14 protein-coding genes and 1 pseudogene are annotated in these 20,262 nt (G+C 28.2%); 10 read left to right on the top strand and 5 right to left on the bottom strand.

Annotated features, from left to right (window positions below; translation table 11 throughout):
- The first annotated feature begins 3 nt into the window (after positions 1-3).
- The 3 genes from EG57_RS0221345 (at position 4) to EG57_RS0221355 (ending at position 3,117) form a co-directional block, all read left to right on the top strand.
- Entirely contained in the window at positions 4-948 is a 945-nt protein-coding gene (locus tag EG57_RS0221345) for an oxalate oxidoreductase subunit beta (RefSeq protein ID WP_029161717.1), read from the top strand.
- A 192-nt stretch (positions 949-1,140) separates the two neighbouring features.
- The gene (gene oxlT / locus EG57_RS0221350; RefSeq protein WP_032079126.1) at positions 1,141-2,442 is read left to right on the top strand and encodes an oxalate/formate MFS antiporter; all 1,302 of its coding nucleotides are present in this window, start codon (positions 1,141-1,143) and stop codon (positions 2,440-2,442) included.
- 345 nt (positions 2,443-2,787) lie between these two features.
- Positions 2,788-3,117: a hypothetical protein gene (locus EG57_RS0221355; protein WP_032079127.1), complete on the top strand. Its 330-nt coding sequence runs from the start codon at positions 2,788-2,790 to the stop codon at positions 3,115-3,117.
- A gap of 153 nt (positions 3,118-3,270) precedes the next feature.
- Here EG57_RS0221355 and EG57_RS0221360 read toward each other — a convergent pair whose 3' ends face one another.
- The 4 genes from EG57_RS0221360 to EG57_RS0221375 form a co-directional block, all read right to left on the bottom strand.
- On the bottom strand, positions 3,271-4,998 hold the full coding sequence (locus tag EG57_RS0221360; protein ID WP_032079128.1) for a methyl-accepting chemotaxis protein: 1,728 nt from the start codon (positions 4,996-4,998) through the stop codon (positions 3,271-3,273).
- Positions 4,999-5,473: 475 nt separating this feature from the next.
- On the bottom strand, positions 5,474-6,907 hold the full coding sequence (locus tag EG57_RS25590; protein ID WP_052038044.1) for an MEDS domain-containing protein: 1,434 nt from the start codon (positions 6,905-6,907) through the stop codon (positions 5,474-5,476).
- A gap of 591 nt (positions 6,908-7,498) precedes the next feature.
- On the bottom strand, positions 7,499-8,878 hold the full coding sequence (locus tag EG57_RS0221370) for a M56 family metallopeptidase (RefSeq protein WP_052038045.1): 1,380 nt from the start codon (positions 8,876-8,878) through the stop codon (positions 7,499-7,501).
- A 19-nt stretch (positions 8,879-8,897) separates the two neighbouring features.
- Positions 8,898-9,287 carry a BlaI/MecI/CopY family transcriptional regulator gene (locus EG57_RS0221375; RefSeq protein WP_032079129.1) on the bottom strand — a complete coding sequence of 130 codons (390 nt, stop codon included), beginning with the start codon at positions 9,285-9,287 and terminating at the stop codon, positions 8,898-8,900.
- A gap of 225 nt (positions 9,288-9,512) precedes the next feature.
- Here EG57_RS0221375 and EG57_RS0221380 point away from each other — a divergent pair, with 225 nt between their 5' ends.
- Together EG57_RS0221380 and EG57_RS0221385 are read left to right on the top strand one after the other, a co-directional pair.
- Positions 9,513-10,694: a cation diffusion facilitator family transporter gene (locus EG57_RS0221380; protein WP_032079130.1), complete on the top strand. Its 1,182-nt coding sequence runs from the start codon at positions 9,513-9,515 to the stop codon at positions 10,692-10,694.
- 23 nt (positions 10,695-10,717) lie between these two features.
- Positions 10,718-11,869: a DUF116 domain-containing protein gene (locus EG57_RS0221385; protein ID WP_032079131.1), complete on the top strand. Its 1,152-nt coding sequence runs from the start codon at positions 10,718-10,720 to the stop codon at positions 11,867-11,869.
- A gap of 96 nt (positions 11,870-11,965) precedes the next feature.
- Here the strand turns inward: EG57_RS0221385 and EG57_RS25275 are convergent.
- Positions 11,966-12,520 (bottom strand): annotated as a pseudogene (locus EG57_RS25275) (GNAT family N-acetyltransferase).
- 306 nt (positions 12,521-12,826) lie between these two features.
- Here EG57_RS25275 and xylA point away from each other — a divergent pair.
- From xylA to abc-f, 5 genes are all read left to right on the top strand, one after another.
- Complete coding sequence (gene xylA / locus EG57_RS0221395) at positions 12,827-14,149, top strand: xylose isomerase (protein WP_032079132.1); 1,323 nt, start codon at positions 12,827-12,829, stop codon at positions 14,147-14,149.
- A gap of 74 nt (positions 14,150-14,223) precedes the next feature.
- Complete coding sequence (gene xylB / locus EG57_RS0221400) at positions 14,224-15,720, top strand: xylulokinase (RefSeq protein WP_032079133.1); 1,497 nt, start codon at positions 14,224-14,226, stop codon at positions 15,718-15,720.
- Between the two features lie 322 nt (positions 15,721-16,042).
- Complete coding sequence (locus EG57_RS0221405; protein WP_242859908.1) at positions 16,043-17,155, top strand: ROK family protein; 1,113 nt, start codon at positions 16,043-16,045, stop codon at positions 17,153-17,155.
- 93 nt (positions 17,156-17,248) lie between these two features.
- Complete coding sequence (locus EG57_RS0221410) at positions 17,249-17,869, top strand: HAD family hydrolase (protein WP_032079135.1); 621 nt, start codon at positions 17,249-17,251, stop codon at positions 17,867-17,869.
- Positions 17,870-18,386: 517 nt separating this feature from the next.
- Positions 18,387-20,033: a ribosomal protection-like ABC-F family protein gene (gene abc-f / locus EG57_RS0221415; RefSeq protein ID WP_032079136.1), complete on the top strand. Its 1,647-nt coding sequence runs from the start codon at positions 18,387-18,389 to the stop codon at positions 20,031-20,033.
- Positions 20,034-20,262 lie beyond the last annotated feature (229 nt).

Raw genomic sequence — 20,262 nt, forward strand, 5'->3', positions numbered from 1 at the left:
CAAGTGTTAGAAGAAATTAAATCTATTAAACAAGCACCAGTAGAAGAATATTATGTTCCTGGTCATCGTACATGTGCAGGGTGTGGTCCTGCTTTGCAGTATAGATTAGTTGCCAAAGCTGCTGGAAAAAATACAATTTTCATAGGACCTACTGGTTGTATGTATGTTGCAAATACAAGTTATGGTTGTGGTCCTTGGGCAGTTCCATGGATACACGCACAAATTACTAATGGTGGTGGAGTTGCATCTGGAATATCGGCAGCTTTTAAAGCTATGATAAGAAAACATAAAACTGATGCAGAATACCCTAATATAATTGTTATGGCTGGAGACGGCGGTACAGCTGATATAGGAATTCAAGCTCTATCTGCAGCTTTCTATAGAGGTCATAATATAGTATTTATTTGCTATGATAATGAATCTTATGCAAATACAGGAATTCAAGCTTCTCCAACTACTCCATATGGTGCATGGACTACGTTCACACCAGCTGGACCTGTAGTTCCAGAAGGTAAGAAGCTTATGCCTAAAGATATTACAAAGGTTATGGCACATGGTCATCCAGAATTAAAATATTTAGCTACTGCATCATTGGGATATCCGCTAGACTTAATGAATAAAGTACGTAAAGCTTGCAATGCTGAAGGACCAGCTTTCTTATATATTCATGCTCCATGTCCAAAAGGTTGGAGTTTCCCAGCTGAAAAGACAGTTGAAGTAGCAAAATTAGCAGTTGATACTGGTATGGTACAATTATATGAACTTGTTGATGGTCAGTATAAGCTTACAATTACACCTAAAGAGTATAAACCAGTTAGTGAATACATCAAGTGTCAAGGTAGATTTAGTCATTTACAACCAGAGCATATAGAAAAACTTCAACAATTTGCAAATCAAAGATTGAAGGAAGTTGGAGTTGATGTTACTGTATCTCAAACAGCAAAATAAATAATTTTAAATTAAACTTGTATTTAATTTAATAAAATAATTAGCAGAGTTTGCCTGCTGTGTTAACCCCGGGCCAATTTACAATTGATCCGGGGTTATAATCAAGTAAAATATCTAGTGCTAAAAACTTATTTTTGGCATTAAGTATTAAATAAATTTAAAAATTAAATATTGATTGGGGAGGAATAACGTATGGCTAATGTTGATGACATTAAAGCTAAGGCTCTTGAGACGTATGGACCAATTCTTGGTAATCGCTGGTTTCAACTAGTTGTTGCTTTTGTATCTATGGTGATGATTGCAAACCTCCAATATGCATGGACTTTGTTCACCATTCCATTAACTAAAACTATAGGAGTGTCTTTAGCAGTTATACAATGTGCTTTTACAATATTTATTGTAATGCAAACTTTTTCTCAGCCAATTGCTGGTTATTTGCTTGATAGACTTGGCCCAAGATTTGTGTTCCTTTTATCAGGTATATTAGTTGGATTTGGATGGAGCATGATGGGACAAATACATTCTGTTGCTGGACTTTATTTTTTCTATGCTGTAGCAGGAGCTGGAGCAGGAGGGGTCTATGGTGGAAGTGTTAGTACAGCAGTTCGTTGGTTTCCTGATAAACGTGGTCTTTGTTCTGGATTAGTAGTTGCAGGATATGGAATGGGTTCAATGGCTTTTGTTCCAGTACTTGCAAAAATGTTAGCGAATGGTAATGTTTCTGTTCCGTTTATGCGTACAGGAATACTTCAAGGTATTGTGCTTATAATTGCAGCATTAGTTTTACGTTATCCTGTTGGAACAAAATCACCTAGTAAAAAAGACAAGAAAGAAGCTATTGCTAATTTAGATCCTTCACAAATTGGATTTAAACCTTCAGAAATGTTAAGAACTCCTCATTTTTGGCTTACATGGACAATGTTCTTTGGTATTAATGTTGGTGGGCTTATAGTAACAGCAAATACAACATCATTTGGAAAGAAAATGGGAATCGCTGCTGCATATATTACATTAGCTGTAACAATGAACTCTTTTGCTAATGGTGTTAGTAGATTTTTCTGGGGATGGATATCAGATAGGATAGGACGTTATAAAACTATGGTTATTGGATTTGGCTTAAATGCAATATTTCTATTTTTATTGCCGATATTAGGAAGTAAGAGCAATGTTTTATATGTAGTTTGTTTAGCATTTGTTATGTTTACATTTGGCGAGGCATTTTCATTATTCCCATCGGTGAATGCAGATATGTTTGGAACAACTTATTCTACTTCTAATTATGGTTTTTTAAATAGTGCTAAAGGAACAGCATCTCTTTTAGGTGGTGGATTAGGAGTTTTACTGGCCAATTCTTTTGGATGGAATATTGTATTTTCTTTCGCAGCAGCACTTTCATTATATGCATCCATAATGTCACTTATCTTGCCACGTATACCAAAACCTGTAAAAAAGCAGAATACTATAGATAATTTCAAACCTACTATTCCTCAATAGTATTTGGTTTGCACTTAAATATAGTATCTCGATAAGTTGATTACTTTCTATTGGGAATATATTTACGAGATATATTCCCATCCATTTCTTGTAGTATAACATACTCTTTAAAGTATTGCAATAGTATTTGGTATACCAAACGCAATTTTTAATATAAAAATGCATGTCAAATACTTATGTTTTTAAATGAGTACTGCATTAAAATTTTTCCTCTTACCTATGTCCTAAATAAGAATTAATTGGTATGAATTAGAAATGTAAATTGTAGATGCCAAATGCTATTGCAATACTTTAAAGAGTATTAAAACATCAAATGGAAAATTAATAAATAGGAGGTAATTTACGATGTTAAAAAAATTAAATGACAATAATTTTGAAGGTTTTGTAGGAGACAGTTTTTATTCTGTGATAGGGTTTTATTATCCTTCTGTAAAAAATGGTGATAAAATGCTAAATGTGATGGAAAGTTTTGAAGAGACACATGGTAACATAGCTTGCGGAACAATGGATATTACAGAACAAGAAATACCAGATGAATATGGGATTGGAGAAGATGAAAGTCCAGTTATAGTTGTATTTAAGCAGGGAAATGCAATTAAAGCTATAACTGAATTTTCATCAGAAAATATTCAAAATGCAATTACTCCTCCAGGGAAAAATATAACTTTACAATAATATAATCAATAGATGGATTATGTATATATGTAATGCATTAAAAAGCAACCTTCAACTGTATAAAGGCTTGTATATGATATAAGGTTCAATACAGTTGAAAGTTGCTTATTAGTGCATAAACATAATATTTATATTAAATGAAAATTATATTCTTTATACTTTGAACATTAACGCAGATTTTTCAAGATTGTCCGCACTATCTTTTACGTTATGTACTTGTTCAACTACATAATTTGTCATTTCCACTACACTAGATGTTTTTGAAGCTATATTTGTGGTACCTTCAGCACCTTCATTTGAAGTTAAAGTTATTCCATTTAATGATTGGGTCATGCTTAACATGAGCTTTTGAATTTGTTCAATTGCTATGCTAAAATCATTGGATAAATTAAATACACTTTCGGCATCCTTATTATATATTTCCCCTGTCTGAACCATTGAGATATAGTCATTATGTACTTGTTTATCAATAAATTCTAATATTTCATTAGAGCTTTCTGCTAGATTTTTTACTGAGGTTAATACTATTTCTGTTATGTTTTGTATTTCATTTACAGTGTTAGCAGAACTCTCTGCTAATTTTCTTATTTCATCTGATACTACTGCAAAGCCTTTACCAGCTTCACCAGCTCTAGCAGCTTCTATAGCTGCATTTAGAGCAAGAAGATTAGTTTCAGATGTTATCTGTAATATAGTATCAGATAGTACTTTAATTTGTTCAACTGATTTTGATTTTTCTATTGCATTTTTTAAATTTTTATTAGTTGAAGAATATACTTCATTTGCACTTTGCTGAGATGATAGTGCAGTTGATTTTACTGAATTTGCTCTACTGCTTATTTTTTTTGATTTTAGAGCAGTTTCTTTAGCCTTGCAAGTAACATCCTCTATAGTATTTTTTATTTTATGTGATGTAGCATTTATTTCTTGTGTGGATGCAGAAGTTTCTTCCATACCAGCTGAAAGCTGTTCTGTTGTTGCAGATACGTCTTGTATATCCATATTTAGTTTTACTAAACTATTATCAGCATTGTTTATCATGGACTTAATATTAGAAGACTCATTAATTACAGATATTAAAGCTTCTCTAATAGAAACTTTCATTTTATCTATAGCCTGTAGCATTGTACCAAATTCATCTTTACTAATTAATAGTTTAGAGGGTATGTCTTTAGTAAAATCTCCTTTGGCGAGTATTCCCAAATAGTTTGTTGCTGTACTTAATGAAAATACAATAGGTTTTACTATTGAAATTGTAAGTAAAGCACCAAGAAGTATGGCAATAATTAAAATAATTATAGATATCCTTAGTGATTGGGTATAAGCTATTTGAGTTTGATTATATGTGTCATCGACTTTTTTCATATGGTATTTAACTAGAGTATTTGCTCCAGAACGAAAACTGTCTAAAACACTTGTGTTATTAGCAGAAAAATAAGCGTATATGTCTTCAGATTTTACATTCCCAGAAGAAGACATATCTTTTATTTTTGTACATACTTCAGTATACTTTGGTAACTGTTTTTCTAGTTTATTTACAGAATCTTTTTCTGATTGGGTTAAATTAAGGGCTTTATATTCATCAATATCATTTTTTATTCCTTTAAACTTTGAATCTATTTCGTCTAAGAAAGCTTTTTGGTTTTGCTTGTTTCCATTGTTTTGAATTAGATTAAGCAAATCATATTGTACAGTTCGGGACTGTATTCTCATGTCGTCCATTATATTTATAGCTTTAATATTTTCATCGTGAATGTTAGATATGTTTTTATTTGATTTTTCGTTAAAGTAATATCCTGTGAAGCTGATAATAAAACAAAATGATAATAAAATAACAGATAATATTGAAATTTTATATAGCATTTTTAAATTTTTAAACATTTATGATACCTCCTAAGCTATTTTAAATTTTATCTTGAATTTTGAAAGCATAATTATTATGAAATAAGACTAAAATTTCTTTTAAACATGGAATTTAATATGTATTACTTAGTGAATTGAAGTCTATATAAGTTTTGTGAGTATTAAATAATAAAGAAAAACTATTCATTTTAATGCTAAATTGAGTGTACATAAAAATATGGTTAATAATCCTGTTAAAATTATACTATATAAGAATTTTAATGTCAATTTGTAATAAAATAAAACATTATATTACAAATTATTCATATTATACAATATAAAGTTAAAAACTATTTACTATAAAGAATTTTAATCATAAAAAATAAGCTTATTTGTGAAAAATTTAAATATATGTTTACAACAATTAGAAATTAAAATAAATTATTGATAAGTAATAGGTCATGTTATAAAATTTTAGATATGATGAAAGGCTTACAGATAAAACTGTGAGCCTTTAAATACTGTAAATATCAGAAAACTCAATGTTGACTTTTTCCATGCAATTTTGATTTTCGTTTAATAGAGTAGAACTAGAAATTGGCATTTTTTCAGGTATTATTCTTATAGGAAATTTCATGGTAAATTCACTTCCTAAGCCAAGGGTGCTGTTGACAGTTATTTTACCACTATGTTTTTCAACTAATGATTTTACTATGGCTAGTCCTACGCCACTTCCTTCACATTCCCTTGATAACGATTTATCAATTTGGTAAAAGCGTTCAAATATAATTGGAAGCTTGTCTTCAGGAATTCCCTTTCCATCATCTTTCACTGAGATAATTATATGATCTTGTCTATCATATAAGCTGACCCATATATTGCCTTCAGGTTTTGAGAATTTTATAGCATTTGAAATCAGATTTAATATTATTCTTTCAAACTGATCTATATCAATAGCCATTATCTTTTCTTCCACATTAGTGTCAAAGGTTATTTTTATACCATTAGATTTTATATATTGTGCTACTGATAATACAATATTTTCGACTACTTCTACAATATTCAAGTTTTTCAATTGAATATCAAAAAAATTTGAATCAATTTTAGTTAAGTCAATTATATTATTTACCAATCTTAACAATCTATAACTGTTCTGCTTAATTATATCGATATATTTTTTTTCAGTATTTTCATTAATTTTTTCATTTAAATGTGTAGAACTTTTTTCGTTTAATAGTTGTAATGCTGATAAAATTATAGTTAAAGGTGTTTTTAATTCATGTGAAATATTTGAAAAAAATTCAGTTCTTATTTTATTAGACTCTAGTGCTTCTTCTAGTATTTTATTATTTTCTTTTAGTTCTAATTCAGAATTCTTCAGTACAGACCATTCAGATTCACTTTTTATTAAAGTGTATTTATGATTACGAATAACATCAGCAATTTGAAAAGAAGTGCATTTCAATAAATTATATAGGCATATAATTGTAAAAGGAAAATTGTCAATAATATTATTGAGATGGGTTTCACAATCAGAAAAGTTGAACCATAAATTTTTATCAATCCAACCGATATCACCAATAGCTTTTACGCCTACAAAACCTTTAGTCTTAGCAAGTTCTATATATTTAAGCCATCTATTTGTCACTTTTTTTCTATGAAAATTATCATCATTAATATACCAATCAATATAAGGTATTAACAATAACTGATGTTTCATAATATATTGTTCTATATTATTGATGGATTTTTTCAATATTTTTATAATTACATTTTTGTCAATGCCACTATAAACCCAAATACATAGTTCGTCATTTTCAAGTCCAGCTTTAATATAATTTACTAATATATCTGAGAAATCATCTCTTGATAAATAAAACATACACATATGCGTACTCCACGATATTTTTCCAAGACCCTTAATTCCTGATTCTCTTAGTATTTCCAATTTTATTCCTCCCATAGAATTTATTTGATCCTTAAATGAGTATTTTATTTTGGTTGAAAATTAAACATATAAGTATTTTATTTTAGAGTTTATCAGAAGGCTTGTAAACAAACTAGTTGTATTTTTAGTACGCTTTAAATCTAGTTATTTTTTTCTTAAAATTTATCCTAGAATATAAAGTAATTAATTATATACATAATACCACAATTAGTCATAAAATTCTATATAATGTATATTACATCAAAAAAATACATAAAAGTTGAATATTCTAATCACTTTAAAATATTTAATAGTTAATTTAGACATATTAAACATTAAATAGAAAATACTATATGTATATTAGTGTAATCAATAACTACAATGTATACATATTGTAATAAAGTTTTAACAATTACGTATTGAAAAAAGAACAAATGATGGATAAAATTCTTCGTATTACAGGAAAGACATAATTTAATATGTTTTTTTGCAACATGGAAAAAATTCCACTATTTGTTCATTTGGTTTAGCTTTTTAATTTCATTGATAATCACTCCTGTTAATTGTTTACACACGTAAACAAAATGTGTGAAAAAATTTATATTTTAAATTTTAGGCATCTTTCATAACAATTGGTTTAATTTTTTGTCCATTATCTACGCGGATTGTGTAGCTTCCCTTAGTAAGCTTTCCTGTAGTTTCAATTTTTACATTTTCAGTATCTTCTTCAGGGATATTTATAATCTCATTTTTGGGATTGCATTTTTCAAATAATACTTTTTTATCATTATAAATTTTTATATTTACTGTTCCAAATTTGGTATCTGAAGTTACATTTATACTATAAGATTTTTTATTTGTATTTATTTTGTAAAAATCTTTTCCATCCCACAATTCAAAGGTAGTATTCCATAAATTTTTATCAAAGGTTGCAGAAGAATTCACTTCACTTACAGGTATTGAATTTAAGTTACCTTCTGTTTTTAAGTTAGAAGCTTTTGTCAACCCTGTAGATCCTATAAGGGTAATTGCTAAAATACCTAAAATAATGCTTTTTAAAGAAACTTTTTTATATTTTAATATCAAGGTAATTCTTTTTTTTATTTCTGATTTATCTTTAATCATTGAAGTTGTTCCAAGCAGTGTATTGTAGTTAGTATTTATTTCTAATATTTTTATAATTGTATTGCCATAGTGTATATTTTCTGCATCATTTAAGTATTTAAGAACATCTGAATCACAGGAAATTTCACAATCTTGTTTCATTTTGTAAAAACCATATCTTATTATTGGGTTAAACCAATATATAGTATTTAGAATTATGATAATCCAATTAATTACTATATCCAATTTCTTAAAGTGGCAAAGTTCATGCATTATAATATATTTGAGTTCCTGACTGGAAATGCTTTCTGCTGTTTTTCTAGATATTAAAATTATAGGGTGAATTATTCCTTCTAAGCAAGGACTGATTGCATAATCAGTGTACATTAAAGTAAATTTCTTTTTTATATTCATAGTTTTCATGCAGTTATTTAATACTTCATTAAAATTTGAAATATAATTAGTATCTGAAAGCTTTTTAATAATTTTAATTTTCTTAGTGCCATGAAGAGTAAAAGTAATTGAACACAGTATTCCAAATATCCATATGAAAAGTAATATGCTTTTATAATTTAATTTATTATTGGAATTTTTTATACTTTCGCCATTGTCTATATCTTTATAATTAATATCATTTTTGCATATTGTTTTTAGTGGAGTATTTATAATTCTTTGTTTTTCAATTAAGATATTAGATATATTAAATATGCTTAAGTTGCTTTGTAATTCATATGGTATAGTAAGTTTTATTATTAAAAGAAACCATATAAAGTAATGAAATTTAACATTTAATTTGTCCTTTAAAATTGTTTTTGTTAAAAGTATTAATATTACAAGTATGCTTCCATTTATAGACATAAAAAAAATTGTTTCCATTAAATTTAGCATAACAATATCACCTGCCATTTTATTTTTTTGAAGAATTATTACTTGACTTGGTTAAGATTTCCTTTAATTCTTCAATCTCATCATTGGATAACTTTTTATTATTAACAAAATTTAATACCATAGAATTAATAGAACCATTGAAAATTTTATTTAGAAAAGATTTGCTCTCTTCATTTATATAATCATTTTCAGAAATCAAAGCATGATAATAATATTCCTTTCCATCTTTACGAAAACTAATAATATCTTTTTTTAGTAGTCTATTTATTAGTGTTTTTATGGTATTAGGTTTCCAGCTACTTTTGCTTTCAAGTTTTTCTATAATTCTATTTGCTGTTATTTCAGGTGTTCTCCATATAATTTTCATTACTTCTAATTCTGCATTGGAAATACTAGAATTGTTTTTCATAGAATAAAATCTCCTTTCTAAATATTGTTTACATATGTAATTGATATTTTAATATTACATGTGTAAACAGAAAAAGTCAATGATAATAGAAAATTAATGCTTTAATAGTAAAATTATTATATTCCTCAAACAGAGTAATAATTATTGTGGTATAATCATCAATAATAAATAAAATATGGATATTTTAAAGTGTATTATGTATAGATCAATTAAAGGAGTGATAATGTGACAGGAAAATACATAGTGTCTCATTTTATAAAAAACTATGAGGATACTAGTGATATAAAGGTAAGAGAAAGGTATGGTATTTTAAGTGGTATTTTAGGAATAATAATAAATTTAATACTTTTTATAGTGGAAATTATTATTGGATTTATAACCAACAGTATTGCTATAATTGCTGATGCCTTTCATAATTTAATTGATGTAACAAGTTCTATAATAGCTCTTGTTGGCTTTAGATTGTCAAATAAACCAGCGGATAAAGGTCATCCTTTTGGTCATGGAAGAATGGAATACATATCTGCACTAATAGTTGCATTTTTAATTTTAATGGTTGGATTTGAATTTGTTAAAACTTCTTTTGGCAGAATTATGCATCCAGAGCCAGTAATCTTTAATGTTACCACCTTAATAATTATAGCTTTTGCTATACCTTTAAAGTTATGGCTCAGTTATTTTAATAAATCTTTAGGTAAAATAATTAATTCATCTACCCTTGAAGCTACAGGTAGAGATGCTTTAAATGATGTGGCAATATTAAGTGGTGTAATTATTTCATTATCATTTAGTTATATGTTTAAAATAAATATAGATGGATATGTTAGTATGATTGTAGCAATATTTATAATGCTGTCAGGAATATCCTTGATAAAAGAAACAATAAATCCACTTTTAGGCGAAGCGCCTGATCAAGAGTTAGTAAATGAAATAAAAGATTCAGTGCTTGAATATGAACACATTTTAGGTGTACATGATATTATAATTCACAATTATGGTCCAGGAAGGTCAATGGCTTCTCTTCACGCAGAAGTTCCAAGTAATATATCAATTATGAAAATCCATGAAATAATTGATAAAGGGGAAAGAGAGCTTTCAGAAAAATATAATATGTTTATTGTTATTCATATGGATCCAATATGCCGTGATTCAAAAGAAATAGTTGATGCTAACCATACAGTTCAGAAAATACTTGCTAAATTTCCTGTTATAAGTTCTTTTCATGATCTTAGAATAATAGGAGAAGGTGAAAATAAGAATCTTGTTTTTGATATAGTAATAGGTTTTGATAAGGAGATAACAGAAGAAGCTGAGGAAAAACTTAAATTAGATATTGATAGTGGAATTAAGGCTGAGCATGCTGGATATAATGTAGTTGTAACTATTGATAGGGATTATGCAAGTTAACTTGTGATGAGGTGAAATTAATTATGGATGTAATTACCTATTGTCTAAAAAGTGAAAATATCAATTCAGATTTGTATTATAAGGAAATATCAATGGTCTCAGTTAAAGTTCTGGAAAAAATTCAAAATTCAGCTCTTTCGATAATTGATGATTTTGCAGACTTTATAAAAGAAAGTAATATAGAAGAATGTAGAAGTAAAGAGGAGTATAGATTGGAGTTTCTTACCATTGGAGTTTTGCTTATAGTATATATAAATAGAGCTAGAAAATTGAAGTTAGCTCCTCAAAAGATGCTTTCATATCTATCTGTGTTTAGAAATAATGTTAAGCCTTTAAAACCTGCATTGAATAAGCTTAAAGGCATATTATCAACAACCTTTCTTAGTGAAGATAGTGAAAATAGTACCATTTCAGAACAAGTGTATTTTGATAATTTTGTTAATTTGATCAAGTGGATGAAGGCTTCAGGTGATTTTAAGTTTTGCTTAGATAGGTTAATTAATTGGTATAAGTTTCTTAAAAGTAAACCTGCAAAATATAGAAATGAATTTGTTAGTAAAGCTAATTTCATTGCTAAATGGTTTAAAGTAGAAGGAAGTAGAGAACTTGGTAAATACACATCACAAGTAAGTAATTTCTTAAATCAAAGTTATCCAAAGTATAAATTTAGAGAAGATATGATATTTTGTGGTAGAAAAGAAATAGAATATCATCTTAATATGGTTGGAGCTGAAATACTTAATAAAGCCTTTAAAGAGGATTTTATTAAAACAAAATATAAAATGGTTCTAGTGCCTTCTTGTATGAGGTTTCATAATGATATTAAGTGTAAGGCTAAGAAAACTGATAAAGGTTATTTGTGTGTAAGCTGTACTGAAAGCTGTAGAGTGAATAAGCTTTCTCAAATGGGCAGTAAGTATAATTTTAAAGTATACATGATATTTCATGAATCAGAAGCTTTTTCAAATGAAAAAATAAAAAGGGGAAAAATTGGAGTTGTTGGAGTAGCCTGTGTTCTCAACTTGCTTGAAGGTGGATGGAGAGCAAAAAGCTTAAATTTTGTACCACAATGTGTAATACTAGACTACTGTGGTTGTAAAAATCATTGGCATAAAGAAGGAATACAAACGGATATAAATATTAAGCAGTTAAAAAGGATACTGCAAATTTCATAATCATATATTATCCTTTTGGATAATATATGATTACTGAAACTCCGATAAGTGTAATAGTTCCTCAAATTAAGTCAAACTTATCTGGAATGACACTATCTATTTAACTTGTTTAGTAGTGTAAGTTTCCTTTGTTATCAAGTATGAAGGGTGATTCAACCCAGTTGGTGGATAAAATTCATCATGGGTATATACAAATCCAAGCTTTTTAAGCAATCCAGCAGACGCTGTGTTTTTAGGGTTGTGTCCTGCAAAAAGTGCATTAACTCCAAGGGTATTGAAAGAATACTCTATGATTTCAGAACATGCTTCCTTAGCAAATCCTTTCCCCTAATATTGTTGTTTTAAATGTATTCCCATTTCGAAAATATTGTTTTTAGGATCATATGGCCGCAGGCCACAACATCCTATATTTTTATTAGTTTCTACGAGGTAAAGTGGAAAATATTGAACATTAGCATTAGTATAAGTTTCTATTTCCTTTTTGAGCCTTTCACATACCTGCTTTTCTGACATTTTACCATTTGATGTAATAAATTTTGTTACTTCTGGGTTTCCCCAAAGTTCTAAAGCATCAGATATATCTTCTTCACTCCATAGTGAAAATGCTAATCTTTCTGTACTCAAAAAAATTTTTCCCATAATTATATTCATTCCTTTCCTTATGTTGTTTATATAATTTATTTTACATGATTTTAAAAGTTGTAACAATCTTACTCCCAAGTGCTGACCATATAAGCAGTATATAATATTACATTCTTATAAATAAGAAACTTAAAGAGGTTTTTATCATTTTAAGAATATAGTTTTAAGAGACAGAGATGTCATAAAGTTTGATAATAAGATTATTTTAACGATAAAAAGGTATAATATGTTATTAAAATAACTTTATAAAGTGACTTGAAAAAGTTATTTTAAACTGTTATACTAAATTTAATAATAAAACAGGGAGTGATTGTGATGAAAGAGTATTTTTCTAATGTATCTAAAATAAATTATGAAGGATCAGATTCAAAAAATCCTTACTCATTTAAATATTATAATCCTGATGAAATAATTGGCGGAAAAAGAATGAAGGATCATTTAAGATTTTCAATGTCTTATTGGCATACATTAACTGCTAATGGAACTGATCAATTTGGAGTAGGTACAATGATTAGGTCATGGGATAATGTAAACGATAAGATGGAACTTGCTAAAGCAAGAATGGAAGCAGCATTTGAGTTTATGGACAAGCTAGATATAGATTATTTTTGCTTTCATGACAGAGATATAGCACCTGAAGGAAAAGATCTTGTAGAAACAAATAAGAACTTAGATGAAATGGTATCAATTTGTAAAGAATTAATGAAAAAAAATAATAAAAAATTACTATGGGGCACAGCTAACTTATTTAATAATCCTAGATTTGTACATGGTGCTGGAACTACATGTAATGCAAATGTTTATGCATATTCAGCAGCACAGTTAAAGAAAGCAATAGAAGTTACAAATGAATTAGGTGGAGAAAATTATGTATTTTGGGGTGGAAGAGAAGGATATGAAACACTCCTAAATACTGATATAGGATTTGAAATGGATAACTTTGCTAGAATATTACAGATGGCAGTGGATTATGCAAAGAAAATAGGTTTTAAAGGACAATTTCTTATAGAACCAAAGCCAAAGGAACCTACAAAGCATCAATATGATTTTGATGTAGCAACTGTTTTAGGATTCTTAAGAAAATATAAGTTAGAAAATTACTTTAAAGTAAATATTGAAGCAAATCATGCTACTTTAGCAGGACATACTTTCCAACATGAAATATGTTTGGCAAGAAATAATAATGTACTTGGAAGCTTGGATGCAAATCAAGGAGATCCACATCTTGGATGGGATACAGATCAATTCCCTACAAATATATATGATGCAACTTTAGCTATGTACGAAATACTTAAAAATGGTGATATAGCACCAGGTGGATTGAATTTTGATGCAAAGGTAAGAAGAGCATCCTTTGAACCAGAAGATTTATTCTTATCATATATAGCAGGAATGGATACGTTTGCTAAAGGACTTAGAATTGCGTATAAATTATTACATGATGGTCCTATTGAAAACTTTATTAAAGAAAGATATTCAAGCTTTTCTACTGGAATAGGTAAAGACATAGTAGATGGTAAAGCTGGATTTGAAGAACTAGAAAAATATGCTTTGAGCAATAATACTATGAACAACCAGTCAGGAAGACAAGAATATTTAGAATCAATAGTAAATCAATATATATTTGAAGATAAATAGAAAGTAATATGTAGAGGTTGTTTTAAACTACCTCTACAAAAATTACTAATAATTTTATGAAAGAAGAGATTGATGTGAACTTTTTAGGAATTGATTTAGGAACTTCTTCTGTAAAACTTATAATAATGAATGAAAAAGGTGGAATTTTAACAAGTGTATCAAAGGATTATGACATAAGCTATCCTAAAGTTGGATGGGCAGAACAAAATCCTGATGATTGGTGGAATAGTACTAAAGATGGTATTAAAGAACTTATAAATAGTTATAATATTAAACCAGAAACTATTGACGGGATAAGCTTTAGTGGTCAAATGCATGGACTTGTAATTCTTGATAGTAATAATAAAGTTTTAATGCCTGCCATATTATGGTGTGATCAGAGGACACAAAAACAATGTGATTACTTAAATAAAGAATTTGGTCAGGATAAACTTTCAAAATATACTGGTAACATGGCATTAACTGGCTTTACATTTCCAAAATTGCTTTGGGTTAAAGAAAATAAACCAGATATATATGCTAAAATAGCACATATTATGCTTCCTAAAGATTATATAAGTTTTAAGCTTACTGGAATGTTTGCATCTGACGTATCTGATGCATCTGGTACCATAATGTTTGATGTTGAAAATAGAAAATGGTCAAAGGAAATATTAGATTTATTTGAAATTAAAGAAAACGTTTTACCAAAGGTTTATGAATCCTACGAAGTCATAGGCAATGTTTCAAAAAAAGTGTCAAATGAAACTGGACTTTCAACAGCTACAAAAGTCATAGCTGGAGCAGGTGATCAGGCAGCTGGAGCTGTGGGTACTGGAACAGTTAATTCTGGGATATTATCTGTGGCACTTGGAACATCTGGTGTTGTTTTTGCATCAAGTGAAAAATTCTATGTGGATAATGAAAATAGACTTCATTCATTTTGCCATGCTAATGGAAAGTGGCATCAAATGGGTGTAATATTATCTGCAGCATCAAGCCTTAAATGGTGGGTAGATAATGTAAGTGGAGATATATTTGAAAAATTGCTTTCAGAAGCAGAAGGTTCTGCTGTAGGAAGTAATAAATTATTCTTTTTACCCTATTTAATAGGGGAGAGAACACCTTATAACGATCCTTGTGCAAAAGGAAGCTTTATTGGGTTAAATGTAACACATAAAAGAGGAGATATGACAAGAGCTATTTTAGAAGGAGTAGCTTTTGCTCTTAGAGATTCACTTGAGATATTGAGAACTTTAAATGTTGATATGAAAGAAGTAAGAATTAGTGGTGGAGGTTCTAAAAGTAAACTCTGGAGACAGATAATTGCAGATGTTTTCAATTTGAAGGTAAGTATTATAAATTCAAAGGAAGGTCCAGCTTATGGGGCGGCAATACTTGCAGCAGTTGGTTGTAAACTTTTTAATTCAGTGGATGAAGCATGTGAAGCTTTAATAAAGACCACAGATATAACAGAGTCTATAAGAGAAAATGTTGAAAAGTATGACAAGCTATACAAGGTTTATTCATCTTTATATACTTGTTTAAAAGATAAGTTTAAAGAAATAGATAACTTATCCGATATTGTTTAGCAGGGCAAATGCAAGAGTTAATGAAATGTGAATGAGTGAATTTAATCAAAAATTTGTTGTATAATCATTGTAATGAGATTGCACAACAAATTTTTTAATTTCTAAATAGGATTTTCAAAATCATTTAGCTGTAATATGCTACAAAATATAGATAAACTTAAACGAATAGCTTTAAATATTTTTCTTAAATAATATATGCATTAATGTTATACTAAGTAATTGTAGTAATAATTTTAAATTTGATTGGTGGTACTAATATGAGGAGATTAAAATCAGTAGATCAAGAAATGATAAGAATATTAAATCAAAAAAAATACTGAATTTGATATATAGAAATAATAAACTTACAAAACAGGAAATATCTCAAAAGCTTAATATAAGTATTCCAACAGTTATAAGCAATAGTAAGGATCTTATAGGACAGGGATTTTTAGAAGAAGCTGGTGTTGCAGAGTCAACTGGTGGTAGAAAACCCACAATTCTTAAGTTTTTGCCATATAGTAGATATTCCTTTGGTGTGTGCATTACTAAGGATAAAGTGAGAATTATATTGGCAAATTTAAACTTTGAAATAATGCATGAGATGGATTTTAATATGCCAGAAAAATTAAAAGATTTTAATGATATAATTTCTAAAGTGGCAGAGAATGTTGAGTATATTATAAAGAAATTTAATATTCCATATGCTAAGATACTTGGAATAGGATTTTCACTGCCTGGTACAGTGGATGAAAAAAATTTGCTTTTGAAAAATGTACCTAATTTGAGGTTGAAAAATATATCTTTTAAAGAATTTGAGAGTTGTTTTAAATTCCCTATTTTTATAGAAAATGAGGCAAATGCTTCAGCTTATGCAGAAACCTTTATTAATTTTAATGATATAAAAAGTGGATTGGTATTTATATCTATTACAGAAGGTATTGGAACAGGTGTAGTTATAGCAAACAATGTTTATAAAGGTTTTAATAAGCGGGCAGGTGAATTTGGACATATGACTATCGTAAAAGATGGTAAGAAGTGTAATTGCGGAAAAAATGGATGTTGGGAGCTTTATGCATCTAAGAAGGCCTTGCTTAGTGAGTATAGGAATGCTTTTGATGATATGAATGGAACTTTAGAGGATTTTCTAAACATGAGTAAAAATGATTTTAAAATAAAATCAATATTAGATACATATATTGACTTTTTGGCTGAAGGTATTAAAAATATAATTTTGGCTTTAGATCCTAAAAATATACTCATAGGCGGAGAAATATTTTCATATAAAGATTTTTTAGAAGAAGAATTAATTAAAAAAGTGTTTAAGGACAATAGTTTTTATGATGAAACTCAATGTAATGTTATGTTTTCAAGTCTAGGAGAAAATGCAGCTGTGTTTGGTGCAGTATTATTGCCTATGGAAAGTGTATTCTTTTTAAATGATGATATAATATAGAGAATAATATGGATGACTACGGAATTCAGGGATATATTAAACTGATTTATAGTGTTATATTCTCATAAAATAAGAAATTTCAAGGAGGTTTTTATGATAAATAATATAATATTTGATGTTGATGGTACACTATGGGATACAACGAAGATTGTAGCCAAAGCTTGGAATAGAGCAATTTCACAAGTTGGAGAAATAAACTCAGCCATGACTTCCACAATACTTAAGAAAGAGTTTGGAAAGACTATGGATGTAATTGCAGAAGATTTATTTCCTGATTTAGATAGTGAAAATAAAAAAATATTATTAGAAAAGTGTTGTGAATTTGAACATAATGATTTAATGGAAAATACAGATGATTTGCTGTTTCCAAATGTAAAGGAAACTATTATAAAATTATCAGAAAAGTTCAATTTGTTTATTGTGAGCAATTGCCAATGTGGATATATAGAATTATTTATGAAAAAAGCAGGAATTCAAGAGTATATAAAAGACTTTGAATGCTTTGGAAATACAGGTAGGTGTAAAGGTGAAAGCATTAAAATACTTATGGAAAGAAATAATTTAAGTGATGCAGTATATGTTGGAGATACTCAGGGAGATTATGAAGCCACAGTACTTGCTGGAATACCTTTTATATTTGCTAAGTATGGTTTTGGTAATGTTGAAGACTGCTATTTGGAAATCAGTGATATAAAAGAACTGTTAAATTTATAGAAAATTTTAAAATATCATATACATATTTTAAGTATAGTAAATTTTTATAAGTTGACATTATTAAAAGGTATTTATATAATTATCTTGAATATAGGTAAATTTAATTTTGAGAAAGGGCAAGGTATTGGCAGAAATGAAGATGTAATTCACTTTTTATTTGTTTGATAAAATTAAAATCAAAATAAAGTGCTGGTAAAGGTTTTATTGTTATGCATTTTATTTTACTTTGAGAGTGGATAGTGTTTTTGTAACTGTTGATAGTTTGTTTAAATATAGATATACAATACATAAATGGATTCTATTATTTTTTAATTTAGGGACTGATTTTATCTTAAAAATAGGATTAGAGTTTCAAATTGTATGTCTGTGATTTGTAGTTAATTTTAAATACTATAATGGTCTTTTTTATTGCAGTTAGTTTTGTTTTCCTGTTTTTTTAAGACTTTATTTGTAGTTATTAAAATTATTATATAGGTTAAGACACTATCCTCTCCAGTTTACAAGGAGGGGATTTTTTATGTTATTAATAGAAGGAAGTAATATTAAAAAATATTTTGGTGATAGATTAATATTGGATATAGATAATTTAAAAATTTATTCAGGAGATAGAATAGGTATTGTAGGAGCAAATGGAGTTGGTAAGACTACATTAATCAATATACTTACTAAAAAATTTGAACCTGATGAGGGCTTAATCAAGGTGTATGAAACATGTGCCTATATATCTCAGCTAGAAGAACCAGATAGTAAGAAAATTAGTAATGAAATGGCCTCAAAATTTAGAGTTGCAGCTATATGGAATGAAAACATGAGTGGAGGAGAGAAGACAAGATTTAAACTTGCCCGTAGTTTAGAATTTAGTAGTTCGTTAATATTTGCAGATGAACCTACAAGTAATATGGACATAGAGGGCATTGAATACATGGAAAAAAAGTTTAAAGAATATAAAGGTGCTCTCATTATTATATCTCATGATAGAAGCTTTTTAGATAAGCTTTGCAACAAGGTTTGGGAAATAGAGCATGGAATGATAAAAATTTATAATGGCAATTATAGTGATTATGGTTTGCAAAAAACTCAAGAAAGGGAAAGAGCTGAATTTGAATATGCAGAGTATGTGAAGGAAAAAGATCGTCTTAAGAATGTAATTATAGATACAAAACAAAAGTCAAAGAATGTTAAAAAGACGCCTAAGCGTATGGGGAATTCTGAAGCTAGACTCCATAAGATGGGAGATCAAAGGTCAAAAGTAAATATTGATGGAGTAGTAAAAAATGTTAAGAAAAGAATAGAGCATCTTCAGATTAAAGAAAAGCCTAATAAGCAGCAGGATATTAAGCTAAATATACCAGATTCAAACAAGCTTTATGGTAAAATAATTATAGAGGGCAAAAATATAAATAGAGTATTTGGAGAAAAATCCATATTTAATAATGCTGAATTCAAAATATATAACGAATCAAAGACAGCTTTAATTGGTCCTAATGGATGTGGCAAGAGTACCTTAATTAAAATGATACTGAATGAAAACTATTCTATAAAAATTGCTGAAGGAGCAAAGATAGGTTACTTTAGTCAGAATATGAGCATTTTAAAAGAGGAACTAACAATAATAGAAAATGTAATGGAAAAAAGCATATATAATGAAACTTTTGCTAGATTATTATTAGCAAGGTTGTTGATTAAGGGAGAGGACATATATAAGAAAGTAAGTGTACTAAGTGGTGGAGAACGGGTTAAGGTATCTTTTGCGAAAATATTAGTACAAGATATAAATTTGCTTATATTAGATGAACCTACTAATTACATGGATATAAACTCTCTTGAAGTTGTAGAGAAAGTGCTTAAAGAATACAGTAGAACGTTATTATTTGTTTCTCATGATAGAAGATTTATAAACTCAGTTGCAGATAATATAATTACCATAGAAAATTCTAAAATAAAGAGCTTTAATGGAAATTATGAAAAATATATGGCTCAAAGAAATACTAAATTGAATGATAACAAAAAGGAAATTGAAAAAGAAATTTTGGTATTGCAAAATAAGCTTTCAGAAGTTATAGGAAGACTATCTATGCCATCAAAGCAGGATAATATATCCATATTAGATCAAGAATATTACAGCATATTAGCTAAATTAAAGAATCTAAAATCTAGTATTTAAAAAAATGCAAAAAGGATTTTTAATAAAGACAAAAACTTTAATATTTTTTCAAGGTTTAGTGAGGATGGGATAAATTAGAAAATTCCATAATTTTGGTCACTCTCATAAAATTATGGAATTTTTTAATTTTAGGTATTAGGCTTTTTATAAAAATAAGTTTTTATGGGATTGTGCCACTAAGAAATTCACATGAAATTATGTTGCTTTATAAATTTAAAATTAACACAAT

Origin of the sequence: Clostridium drakei (assembly GCF_000633595.2) — a bacterium.
GTDB lineage: Bacteria > Bacillota > Clostridia > Clostridiales > Clostridiaceae > Clostridium_AM > Clostridium_AM drakei.

Bases quoted from the DNA above. Each gene is read 5' to 3' on its own strand.
- oxlT (WP_032079126.1), top strand. From the start codon at position 1,141: ATGGCTAATGTTGATGACATTAAAGCTAAGGCTCTTGAGACGTATGGA.
- EG57_RS0221355 (WP_032079127.1), top strand. From the start codon at position 2,788: ATGTTAAAAAAATTAAATGACAATAATTTTGAAGGTTTTGTAGGAGAC.
- EG57_RS0221360 (WP_032079128.1), bottom strand. From the start codon at position 4,998: ATGTTTAAAAATTTAAAAATGCTATATAAAATTTCAATATTATCTGTT.
- EG57_RS0221370 (WP_052038045.1), bottom strand. From the start codon at position 8,878: ATGCTAAATTTAATGGAAACAATTTTTTTTATGTCTATAAATGGAAGC.
- EG57_RS0221375 (WP_032079129.1), bottom strand. From the start codon at position 9,287: ATGAAAAACAATTCTAGTATTTCCAATGCAGAATTAGAAGTAATGAAA.
- EG57_RS0221385 (WP_032079131.1), top strand. From the start codon at position 10,718: ATGGATGTAATTACCTATTGTCTAAAAAGTGAAAATATCAATTCAGAT.
- xylA (WP_032079132.1), top strand. From the start codon at position 12,827: ATGAAAGAGTATTTTTCTAATGTATCTAAAATAAATTATGAAGGATCA.
- EG57_RS0221410 (WP_032079135.1), top strand. From the start codon at position 17,249: ATGATAAATAATATAATATTTGATGTTGATGGTACACTATGGGATACA.
- abc-f (WP_032079136.1), top strand. From the start codon at position 18,387: ATGTTATTAATAGAAGGAAGTAATATTAAAAAATATTTTGGTGATAGA.